This window comes from Microvirga sp. CF3062 (genome assembly GCF_036314045.1).
Lineage (GTDB): Bacteria > Pseudomonadota > Alphaproteobacteria > Rhizobiales > Beijerinckiaceae > Microvirga.
This window is the reverse complement of the sequence record NZ_JAYGGN010000001.1, coordinates 336,317-347,266: the sequence shown is the minus strand read 5'-3', so window position 1 is coordinate 347,266 and position 10,950 is coordinate 336,317. Positions and strand designations below refer to the sequence as shown.

General features: G+C 66.9%; 10 protein-coding genes. All 10 read right to left on the bottom strand.

Annotated features, from left to right (window positions below):
• Positions 1-9 precede the first annotated feature (9 nt).
• Entirely contained in the window at positions 10-468 is a 459-nt protein-coding gene (gene ccmE, locus VB618_RS01705; RefSeq protein ID WP_329794759.1) for a cytochrome c maturation protein CcmE, read from the bottom strand.
• The gene (gene ccmI / locus VB618_RS01700) at positions 465-1,571 is read right to left on the bottom strand and encodes a c-type cytochrome biogenesis protein CcmI (RefSeq protein ID WP_329794758.1); all 1,107 of its coding nucleotides are present in this window, start codon (positions 1,569-1,571) and stop codon (positions 465-467) included. Before ccmI ends, ccmE begins: the two co-directional genes overlap by 4 nt.
• A 65-nt stretch (positions 1,572-1,636) precedes the next feature.
• Positions 1,637-3,034, bottom strand: a complete 1,398-nt coding sequence (locus VB618_RS01695; protein WP_329794757.1) for a sensor histidine kinase — start codon at positions 3,032-3,034, stop codon at positions 1,637-1,639.
• A complete protein-coding gene (locus VB618_RS01690; protein ID WP_329794756.1) occupies positions 3,031-3,723 on the bottom strand; it encodes a response regulator transcription factor in 693 nt (230 codons plus the stop codon). Before VB618_RS01690 ends, VB618_RS01695 begins: the two co-directional genes overlap by 4 nt.
• Positions 3,724-3,736: 13 nt before the next feature.
• The gene (locus VB618_RS01685; RefSeq protein WP_329794755.1) at positions 3,737-4,051 is read right to left on the bottom strand and encodes a PepSY domain-containing protein; all 315 of its coding nucleotides are present in this window, start codon (positions 4,049-4,051) and stop codon (positions 3,737-3,739) included.
• Between the two features lie 93 nt (positions 4,052-4,144).
• Positions 4,145-4,354 (bottom strand): hypothetical protein, encoded by a 210-nt coding sequence (locus tag VB618_RS01680; RefSeq protein ID WP_329794754.1) that lies wholly within the window; start codon positions 4,352-4,354, stop codon positions 4,145-4,147.
• Between the two features lies 1 nt (position 4,355).
• Positions 4,356-4,898, bottom strand: coding sequence for a glycoside hydrolase family 108 protein (locus VB618_RS01675; protein WP_329794753.1), 543 nt, complete (start codon positions 4,896-4,898; stop codon positions 4,356-4,358).
• An 8-nt stretch (positions 4,899-4,906) separates the two neighbouring features.
• Positions 4,907-6,445, bottom strand: coding sequence for a DUF2793 domain-containing protein (locus VB618_RS01670; RefSeq protein WP_329794752.1), 1,539 nt, complete (start codon positions 6,443-6,445; stop codon positions 4,907-4,909).
• A gap of 33 nt (positions 6,446-6,478) precedes the next feature.
• A complete protein-coding gene (locus tag VB618_RS01665) occupies positions 6,479-10,336 on the bottom strand; it encodes a baseplate multidomain protein megatron (protein WP_329794751.1) in 3,858 nt (1,285 codons plus the stop codon).
• Positions 10,336-10,764: an NlpC/P60 family protein gene (locus VB618_RS01660; protein ID WP_329794750.1), complete on the bottom strand. Its 429-nt coding sequence runs from the start codon at positions 10,762-10,764 to the stop codon at positions 10,336-10,338. The genes VB618_RS01665 and VB618_RS01660 overlap by 1 nt, the downstream gene beginning before the upstream one ends.
• Positions 10,765-10,950: the final 186 nt, after the last annotated feature.

Sequence of the window (10,950 nt, the reverse complement as noted above, 5' to 3'; positions counted from 1 at the left end):
TCTCCCTTGCTACTGCTTTTTGGGCGCGGCATTGGCCTCGCCCTGCCAGTGGCCCTGTTTCTTCAGCGCATCGGCCACCTCGCGCGGCATATAATTCTCGTCGTGCTTGGCGAGAACCGAGTCGGCCCGGAAAACGCTCGAGCTCTCCAGAATACCCTCGGCCACGATGCCCTGCCCTTCGCGGAACAGGTCGGGCAGCAGGCCCTTGTAGTTCACCTTGATCACGGCCTGCGCATCCATGACCTCGAAGGTGATCTGCTGGTCGGCGCCGCGCTGCACCGAGCCTTCCTTGACGAGGCCGCCGAGGCGGATGCGCGTGCCCGGCTGCACGCTCTTCGCCTGGATATCGGCCGGCGAGTTGAAGAACACGATCGTGTCATTCATGGCATAGAGCACGAGCCCGAGTGCGACCGCGAGGACGCATCCGGCAACTCCGATGAGGGTGAGGCGGCGTTGTTTTCTCGTCATGGCTGAGCGTCGGTTAGTTTCAGTTCCTGGGCCATCGTGTCGATCGTCTTCAAGGCCTCGGTATCCTGCGCCAGAACCTCACGGGCGCGCTTGGCAGCCTCGGCGGCCTTGTCGCGCTGCCCCAGCACGGCATAGGAGCGCATCAGCCGCGCCCATTCCTCGGCAGAACCGCCTTGGGCTTCGAGACGGCTCGCAAGCCCCGTCACCATGCCGGCAATGGCCTCCGGGCCGATCTGCGGGGTCCCGGCCGTGGCTGCCGCGGACTGTGGTGCGCCGAGCGCCGCCAGTTCCTGCCTCACCGCATCCGTCCACGGCGCGTCGGCTGGCGAGGAGGCGAGCAGGTTCTGGAGGATCGTCTTGGCCTTGTCGGTCTGGCCGTCCTGCACGGCCGCGCGGGCGAGATAGAACTGGGCCTTGGGCGTGCTCGAGTCGAGCTTGACCGCCTGCTCGAAGGCTGCTTGGGCTTCGGCCGAGATCAGACCGTCCTTGGCAAGCACCAGGGCCTCGCCGTAATTCGCGAAGCGGGCGGCATCGGGCGCCTGATAGCGGATGGCCGATTCATAGGCCTTCACCGCATCCTCGATGCGGCCCATGCGCAGATAGACCGGAGCGATCACCTCCCAGCCGCGCCCGTCCTGCGGGTTCTTGGCGAGATGCGCCTCGATCTCGCCCACCGCGCCGAGCAGGTTGCTGCTGCCCGCCTGCTGCGGCTGCATCCGCGCGCCGGGCGGCTCGCTCAGCAACTGGGGCGAGCCGTAGATTTCGTAGGTCGCGAGCGCCAAAAGTGGGATGATCGACAGGGCGAGCGTCGATGCGGCACGGCGGCGGCGCAGGGCCGGCTCGCCCACAGGAGCAAAAGCCTCTTCGGCCTGCAAGCCTGTAGCCCGCAGCAGCCGGCGTCCGGCCTCTGCCTTGGCGGCCTCCGCCTCGCTCGGGTGAAGCGTGCCGCGGGCCAGATCCCGCTCGATCTCGGCGATCTGCTCGCGATAGAACTGCGTGTCCGGATTGGCCTGGCGCCCGACGGCATAGTGGCGCGACAGCGGCCACAGCACAGCCATCACGGCCGCTGCCGTCATTGCCAGAAGAACGATCCAGATCACCATAAAGTCCTATTTACTCCGTGTCCTCCTCAAGCACGACGGTGGCACGGTGTCACGCGTAATCCTCCTTAAGAGGAACTCCTGTCCCCCGGGAGTTCCAGGATCGCGCGCAAGCCCCCCATGGGCGAGGCATCCAGCTTGAGCGAACCGCGATAGAGGGTCGCCAGATCGCTGACGATGGAGAGGCCGAGGCCCGAGCCGGGCTTCGTCTCGTCGAGCCGTCGGCCGCGCTTGAGCATCTCGGTCCGGGCGGCTTCCGGCAGTCCCGGCCCATCGTCATCGATGAGCAGGCGGAAGCGCGGCCGGTCGTCGTCCCTGACAATCTCGGTCGCTACCACCACCTTGTGCGCGGCCCATTTGGCCGCATTGTCGATGAGGTTGCCGGCCATCTCCTCAAAGTCCTGCTTCTCACCGCGGAACCGCAGGTCCGGCGGGATCGCTAGTTCCACCTCCAGGTCCTTGTCGCGGTAGATCTTCGCAAAAGTGCGCGCGAGCCCCGCAATCACCGGCTCGGCCTCGGTCAGCGTTCCGAGCGCGCCGGCAAGCGCTGCCGCACGGGCGCGGTCGAGATAGTAATTGACCTGATCGCGCATGAGGGCCGCCTGCTCGCGGACCCTGGCGGCCACGCCCTCGGGCGCGTTCTCGGCCTCGTTCGTGATGATGCTGAGTGGCGTCTTGAGCGCATGGGCGAGGTTGCCAACTTGCGTGCGGGCCCTCTCCAGGATCTCTCGGTTGGTGTCGAGGAGCAGGTTCAATTCGCTGGCGAGTGGGGAGATGTCGCGTGGATACTCGCCCACGATGCGCTCCGCCTCCCCCTGCCGGATGGCGCCAAGTGCACTGCGGAGATTCGACAGGGGCCGCAGGCCGAAGCGGATCTGCAGCAGCGTGGTGAAGCCGAGCGCCAGCCCGAGCAGCGCGAAGGTGACGGTCAGCGCGAAGATGAAGTCGCGCACGGCCATCTCGATCTCGTCGGCGGGCCCGGCCACGCGGATGATGTAACGTCCGTCTTCGCCGAGGTCGATGTCGCGTTCGATGACCCGCAGGTTGCGATCGTCCGGCGCCCGTCCGTAGCCGCGGCGGATCTGCCCGAACCGGTCGTCGCCTGCGGCCAGACTTGGCAATTGCCCGCCGAAGAGCGATTTCGAGGAGCGGATCTCGGCCGCCGCCGCATTGGGACGCGCCACCTGCCAGTACCAGCCCGACAGTGGCAGCTCGAACCGGGGATCGCCGATGGGACCGAGATCCCGGTTGGGATCGCCCGGCCCGACGAGGTTGGAGGCCAGCGTGTTGGCATAGACGAGGAGCCGCTGGTCGAAGGCCCGCTCCGTGTTGTCCCGGTACAGGGTCGAAAGGATCAGCCCTGCGATCAGCAGGATCACGAAGCTCCAGAAGACCGAGGAGACCGCCAGGCGGACCGCGATGGGCCGGCTGGCGAAACGTTTCACGAGCGGTGAAAGGCCGGTCACGTCTTGGTCTGGGCCTGGGTCGTTTGGGCTTGGGTCGCGTCGAGGAGATAGCCCAGTCCCCGGACGGTCTGGATGATGTCGACGCCGAGCTTCTTGCGAAGCCTGCCGATGAAGACCTCGATGGTGTTGGAATCCCGGTCGAAGTCCTGGTCGTAGAGATGCTCGGTCAGCTCGCCGCGGGAGACGATGCGCCCCATGTGGTGCATGAGGTAAGACAGCAGCCTGTACTCGTGCGAGGTCAGCTTCACCGGATTGCCGTCAACGGCCACGCGGCCCGAGCGGGTGTCGAGCTTCACCGGGCCGCAGGAAATCTCGCTCGTGGCGTGTCCTGCCGAGCGGCGCAGCAGGGCGCGCACACGCGCCAGAAGCTCCTCCATGTGGAAGGGCTTCGTTACGTAATCGTCAGCACCCGCATCGAAGCCCTGCACCTTGTCGCTCCAGCGGTCGCGGGCGGTGAGGATGATGACCGGGGTCTTGCGCCCCTCGCGGCGCCAGGCGGTCAGCACGGACACGCCGTCCACCTTCGGCAGGCCGAGATCGAGGATGATGGCGTCGTAGGGCTCGGTGTCCCCAAGGAACTGCCCCTCCTCGCCATCCATGGCGGTGTCAACCGCATAGCCTGCCTGTTCAAGGGCAGTCACGATCTGCTTATTGAGGGTTCTGTCGTCCTCGACAACAAGTAGGCGCACGGTTCGAGCTTCCCTATTTCACCGATCTCACGCGCCCGGAGGAGCCGTCGATCATCACTTGCACGATGCGACCGTCCTTTTGCAAGGCCATGATCACATAGACAAGGGCATCGCTGTTACGGCAGAGGCTCGCCCGAACTACGTCGGCGCCCGGCACCTGGCGGCGCGCCGTCATCACGGCGGAGGCCGGGGTGACGACGCCTTTTGAGGCTACGGCTTCCTGCATCTCGCGGGGTGGAAGGCAGTTCCCGAGGGCCGCCGACGCGCTTTGCGCATAGGCCGCCCCCATCGCCCCCCACAACGCTATGACCAGACAAACCAGACGCATGAGGTGACCATGCCTTTGCCGCACTGAACGAATTCTGAATGTAACTAGGGCCGGGTTGGGAAGGATAAACCGGCCCAATGGCCTTAAAATCCTTTAGTTCAGGATCTGTTTCGTGGCCACGATCCGGAACAGGGTCGAGGCGATGAAGCTGCCGGCGGCGATGATCTGGAGCAGCGCCTCCTCGACCGCGCCGGTGGCGAGCGCCGAGCCGTCGAAGCCGAGCAGCCCGAGGACGAGAGCCGCAAGCCCGATCAGGTTGGACCAGACCGTGCGGCTGGCCAGAATGGTTTTGGTATCGAACATGTCAAACACTCCTTGATTTCGGGGGTGGAGAGGAAGCCAGCCGCAGAGCCCCCTGCTCGACGGCGAGAACCCGCCGGCGCCAGCCGCGGCCGAAGACGGGCCAGGCAGCGAGGCGCCCGAGAAACCCAAGGCGGGCGCGGGTGAGGTGGCGGATTGTTTCCGCGGGATCGGCTTGCCAGGCCGCCTTGAGGGTCACAGGTCCGACGATCCCGTCCACTGTGACCCCGAGCACGTTCTGCAGCATCCGCACGGCCCGTGCCGGGCCTGAATTCACGGCGAGGTCGAAGACGGCGAGGTCCAACCCCGGCGGCATGTCGTCGGCGCGCACTGCATCCCAATAGAGCCACCGGTAAATCGCCATTGCCTCTGCGCGGGTCAGCTCCCGCACGTCCTCGACGGAGGCGGGACGTCCCCTGACCCGGGACAGGGTTTCGCGGGTGATGCCGAATTTGGTCGCACCGCCCGGATCCCTGGGATGATGAACGAAGCCGCCCTCGTGCTGCAGCACAATCTCGACGGCCTTCTCGAAGCGCGACGCAGTCATGGGCGATCTCACAGCTCGGCCTCAAGCGCGATGAAGGCGTCGGAACCGAGGTGAAGATTGCCGACGCCGCCGGCCGCCGCGGTGAACGACGTGCCGGCCCGGAACCTTAGGACAACGCACGAGGCACTCGCAGGCGTTGCGGTTGTTACCGTCAGCGAGCCCGAGAGTGCGGCCCAGACCGCGCTGCTGTTGCTGAAGAAGCCGACCTGATTTCCTGAAGGCGGTGCATTCAGCCAGGCAAACCCGCTGGTGAGCAGCGTAGGATCGGCCCGCATGGGCACCGGCAGGGTGCACACCGCATCGATGATGTTCATGCCGACGCGCTGCGCGACATAGCCGAGAATGCCGGGCGCTCCGCCTGTCGTGGCGAGGCGCTGGTAAGTGCGGCGGCAGCGATACTCCTCGATATCGAGGGGCGGTGCACTCCAGGGGGTCGCCTGAGCACCCACTTCCAGCTTCACGTGCTTGAAGGAACAGGCGCCCCCCGGTTGCAGGCGCAACGTGATGTTACCGGTCTCTCCGCCATCGAGCGTCACGCTCGTCGCCTGACGACCGGAGCCTGCCGGGATCGTGGCGGCCTTGGAGCCGATGAGAAATGGCAGCGGCCCGGAGGGATTCTCGACCGAGAGGGTCAGCGTTGCGCCCGCAAGATTAGCTGCGCCGAATTCGGCCGCCGCTTGTGCGCCATCGATCACCTGCTCGATGCTGCCCGTCAGCGTGATGGTGCCGTCAGTTGCGCGCGTGACGGTGCACCCGCCCGGCCCGCCCTTCCAGCGGTCGAAGCCGTACACGCCCTCCCCCAGAGCCCCACCGGCGAACCGGCGCTGGTTCACGCTGAAGGCTGCATTGATCAGCAGGTTGGCGCGCGGCGCATTGGTAAGCCCTGAGGGAAACGACGCGATGCCGGTTCGGCGGTCGATAACGAGCGCATCGCGCCACAGGCTTCCGTCAGGTGAGACGCGGATGCTGAAATCGTCATTGCCGATGAGGCCAGTCTCCGCGCGCGCGCTGAAGCCGCGCTGGTAGAGTTGCGAGAGAACGCTTGCCTCCGTGCCCTTGTTGAGCACGAAGCGCAGATCCCCGGTTCCTCCCTCTTCCACTGTAAGCGCCGCAAACAGTGCCGCGTTGAGTTTTGCCGAGAGCCGATTCAAGCCATCGGCGGAGGTGCCGAGGCCGAGCCGCTCCAGGTTTTGGATCTCGTCGGGAATGGAGCCGAAGGTCTTCCATTCGTCTCCGTTGAAGACGACGACCAGGTCCTCGGCCTCGACGTAGGCGCGCCATCCGGGGCGGGGCGCGAAGAAGCGCCAGATTCCGAGATCGAACAGGGCGATCTGACCCTCATGGCTGGCGAAGGCGCCGGTGGCATTCTCCCCGACGAGGAAGCGGTCTCCCTCTTCGGGCGCGGCCGGCGGCGCAGTGCGGTTTTGCTCCTTGACGGCAAGCTGCACGAGGGCGTCGAGGGAGGCAATCGCCTCGTTGTGGGTGACATGCTTTTGCGCCTGCGCGGCAGCGATGAGCGGCAGGGCGAGATGGGGCGTCGACGACATGGATATTGTGCTTTCAGAAAAACATTGCGCCGTTCAGCGCACGGGAACCGTGACGCGACGTTCGAAGCCGCGGCCGGCGACGGCGCTCATCTGCACGATAGCGAGAGCGAGGGTCGATTGAGCGGCGCCGAAATCGGCGATCTCCTGCGCTTGCGTGTAGAGGATGGAAGGCTGTGCGCTCGTGAGCCTTCGCGCCACTTGGCTGCCCTTGAGGATGTCGATCTCATAAGCCTCCATATCCTCGGAGAGCGGCACGTCCACAGCCTCCCAGCCGTCGCCGTTGCGGCGTGTGCGGCGGATCCAGCTGACGCGGATGCCGCTCTGTTCGCGCCGGGCCGTCACATGCACAGGGCTCAAGGGCTTGAGCGCCTCGCGCCCCACGGTCGCAGTAATCTCCGCAACGGAGGCATCCGCATGGTCGCGGCCTGATGGCCCAACCCTGTAGCGCCAGCTCTGGCCGAGATCCTGCAACCCGGTTGTGAGCGGCACGACCGCGTCGTCGAGCTTCACGATCAGGGCGCCCGCCGCAACAATACGGTCGGCGTCCGGCTCGCTGCCCGCAAGGCCGCGCAGGAAGCGCGACAGGCGATAGGTGCGCTCGCCGATCAGCTCGGCGCGCGCGGCAGACAGAATTTCCCAGCGTCCGTCCGCACCGCGCAGCGCGAAGAGGTTGCGCCCGGCCAGCGCGGCCTCGTCGTCGATGGAGCTCAGCGCTCCGGTGGAGATCTCGATGTCGAGCGTCGCATGCATGTCCCAGCGCCAGAGCGGTCCCGGAGCAAATGCAGTCTTCGTTCGACCGATCAAGGCGGGCAGATCGAGCACGCGATGCGGCGTGAAGCTCGCGCCGTTCCCTGAGCGCCAGACCGTCATGGCGCCGGGCCAGGGATCGGCCGCCACTGCGATATACTGCAGCGACGTCGGATCGCCGAGCGCCACCGGCAGGTCGAGCACGACCACTTGCGGCTTGCCCGGTACCGGCGGCGGGCGCTTCACCGGCCGCGGGATCGCGGAGCCCGGCCGCTCGAACACCGCCGGCTCCACAGCGCGCGTCGAGACCTTGCGCGTCGGACCGTCCGCAATCCGCGTGATGCGATGCAGCTTTGCTCCAGCGTCGGTGGGAACCGCAATCACGTCGCCGGGCTCCAGTTCGATGCGGCGCGGCGACACTTCGAACTCTGCGCCTTCGCGCCCCGCCCATAGATCCTGCAGCCAGGTATCGGCGAGGCGCTGTGCCTCGGCGCGGTGGGTGATGACGGCGCTGTCCGCCCTCGCCTCCCGGCGGCTCGAACCGGACAGCCGCCGGGAGGCGACAGCCGCGCGGCGGTAATCCGTGTCGCTCTCGGCAAACCCCACCTCCACCTGCTGCGGCAACTCGGTCTCCTGGGCGCGGGTGAGCCGGAGCGCGGGCTCCTCCGCGTTCAGCACGAGATCGTCCTTCGTCAGGTGCAGCACGGCGCGCCCGCCGCGCCCCTGCCAGGCAATCGCGCCGCCCCGCGCCACCGCATCGATGCCGAACAGGCGCAGCAGCGGCTCGAGCGCGCCGCGCAGGGACATCGGCCGGTCGATCACGTAGCCGTCCACGAAACCGTCGACGGGAATGGCACCGGGGTCATTGAGGCCGAAGTCGCGCAGAATGCGCGCGATCAGCCGGTCGAGCGTCGCGCCCTCGATGCGCCCGGTGATCCAGTGGCCCGTGTCCCAGTTGGCGCCGTCCGACCACACGATGTCGAAATCGGGAAAGGCCGGATAGGGCCGCGCATCCCAGGCCCAGACGAACACATTGTCCGGGTCCACCATGCGCCCGCTGTAGGACGACGAGGCAGGATTGTACTCGGGCGAGAAACCCCTCTGCGCGGGATCGAAGCGCGAGAAAATGGCCTCCAGGGTGCGTGCCTGCACGAGGTCGTCGCGCACGCCGCGGGAGAACGGCGGATAAGCCGATTCCGACGATTTCGGATCGGGAAAGACATTCGGTCCGTTCGGCCCCTTGTCCACGGCCGGCACACCGATCTCGGTGAGCCAGATCGGCTTCGATTGCGGCTGCCACGCGGTGGCGCCGGTCTCGACGCCGCCGACGCGCTCCACATGCCGGTTCGACCACCAGGAGACGAGATCCTTCTGACGGAAGACCCACGGCTTGTTGGTGGCGCCGTCGGTGATCGGGCGACGTGTTTGCGCCGCGCGCTCCGATGCATTGGCGTAGTACCAGTCGAAGGCCTCGCCGCTGCCGAGCCGCGTGCGCAGATAGTCCAAGTCGTAGATGCTGCGCGTGCTGGCTAGATCCGCATGAGCCGGGCCGTCGCGCCAGTCGGAGATCGGCGGGTAGTAGTCGATCCCGACCGCGTCGATGGCGCTGCTCGCGAACAACGGATCGAGGGGAAAGCGCACCTCGCTGCCCCCGCCCAGCACATGGGCGCCGTATTCGGTCCAGTCCGCCGCATAGACGATCTTGGTCGAAGCGCGAAGGATCGCGCGCACATCCTGCGCCAAGTCCCGCAGCCGCGCGACCGCCGGATACACGCCCGATGCGGAGCGCACGCGGGTAAGGCCGACGAGTTCGCTCCCCAAGATGAAGCCGTGGACGCCGCCCGCCTGCTCCGCCAGCGAAGCGTAGTGAAGCACGAAGCGGTTGAAGCCGTCACTGCGCGTGAACCATTGGTTCACCTGCGTGGCGGCAGCGCTCGTCCCATCGGGCGAACCGCTCTCCCCGGGTGCCGGATGGCAGGTGATGCGCCCGCGCCAGGGATAGGCCGGCTGCCCAGTGCCGCCGTAAGGGTCGGGCAGGCTGTTGCCGGCAGGCACGTCCATCATCACGAAGGGATAGAGCACCACCTCCAGGCCGCGATCTTTCAAATCTCGGATCAGCCGGATCACGGATTCGTCGGACGGCGTGCCGCCATAGGCCGGCGCCCCCTTCACGAGCGAGACCGCCTTCGCGCCCTCGCGCGTCAGCCCGGCCACGGACCACGCGGCGCCATCGGTGGTTTTTGTCTTCACGTCCACGCGCGGCTCGATGAGGCACGAGCCGGCGCGCAGATCGTCGCCGAACCAGCTTACCACGAGGGAGACGCGCTTCAGGTTCGGGCACAAGGCCTCCAGGGCGTCCAGCGACGCCGCAACGTCACTCGCGCGCTGCAACTGGTGGCGGTTTTCCGGCCGCGTCTTGCCGAGATCGAGCACCTGCATCACGGCCTGCGTGTCGTAGCCGAACTCGCTCGCGCCGGGGATGAGGCAGACGGCGCGGACCATACGGTTGAGCCCGTCGACGGGACGCACGACCTCGAAGGAGAATTGCGGCACGCGGTTGCCGAACTCGGCGAGCGGCAGGCGCTCGAACACCACGTAGGCCAAGCCGCGATAGGCCGGTGCATGATCCGCGCCTTCCTTGGCGACGATCAGCGGATCGGGATTTTGCGTCTCACTGCCCTTGTGCACCCGCATGGTGAGCGTGCTCAGATCGAGTTCGCGCCCATCGGCCCAGACCCGGCGAATGAACGCGATGCGCCCCTCGCACAGGCCCACGGCCAGATTGGCGAAATAGGAATAGGTGGTGGTGACGGTCTTCGGCCCGCCCATGCCCTTGCCGCCTTGAGCACCCCGGTCTGTGCTCGTGTTCACCACCTCCTCCAGGCGCGTCGCCCAGATGAGCTGGCCGCCGATGCGCGCGCGGCCATAGACCCGCGGGATCGGCGCGCCCTCCGTGGAGGTGAGCCCGTCGATGTCCTTGAGGCGCGGACCTTCCACATACTTGGTGTCGCTGCCGGAAAAGAGCGCGTTGTCGATGGCCGCACCCGCGAGAGCCCCGAGCGCACGACCCGCCATGGCGCCAATCGGCCCGCCGACCATGCCGCCTACGACCGAGCCTACGGTTTGAAGAACGATGGTGGCCATCAGGGTGCATCCGGAAAACGAAAGGCATGGGAGAGATGGCGGCGCCACCAGGGACGGAACGCGACTTCGGCCACCACCGCGCCGTCATGGGCGTGGATCATGGTGTCGGGCGAGGTCGCGATGGCACAATGCTTGGCCGGCAGGTTGTCGCGCCAGCGGAAGAGCAGCACGTCGCCGGCTGCGAAATGCGCAAGGTCGATCTCGACGAGATGCTTTCGCGCGGCGGCGACCAGCGTATCGGCTCCGGCCTCCGCCCAATCGGGCGAGTACGGCGGCGGCAGTTCCGGCTCCGCCCCCATGACCCCGCGCCACACGCCGCGCAGCAACCCGAGACAATCGCAGCCGACGCCTTTCAGCGAGGCCTGGTGACGATAAGGCGTGCCGATCCAGGAGCGGGCTTCGGTGATGATGAAGTGGGGTTTGGGCATGATGGTGCTCCCCTTCCCCTCGCGGGGAGAGATCGAGGGTGGGGCAGAAAGTCGGGCGCTGCGCCGGGCGCAAAACCGCGAGCGCTGCTACAGTATCCCCTCTCCCGTGTGGGAGAGGGGCAGGGGCGAGGGTGTGGCACTTCACCAGCAAAGCACCATTGCATCCGTAACAATATGGACGACACA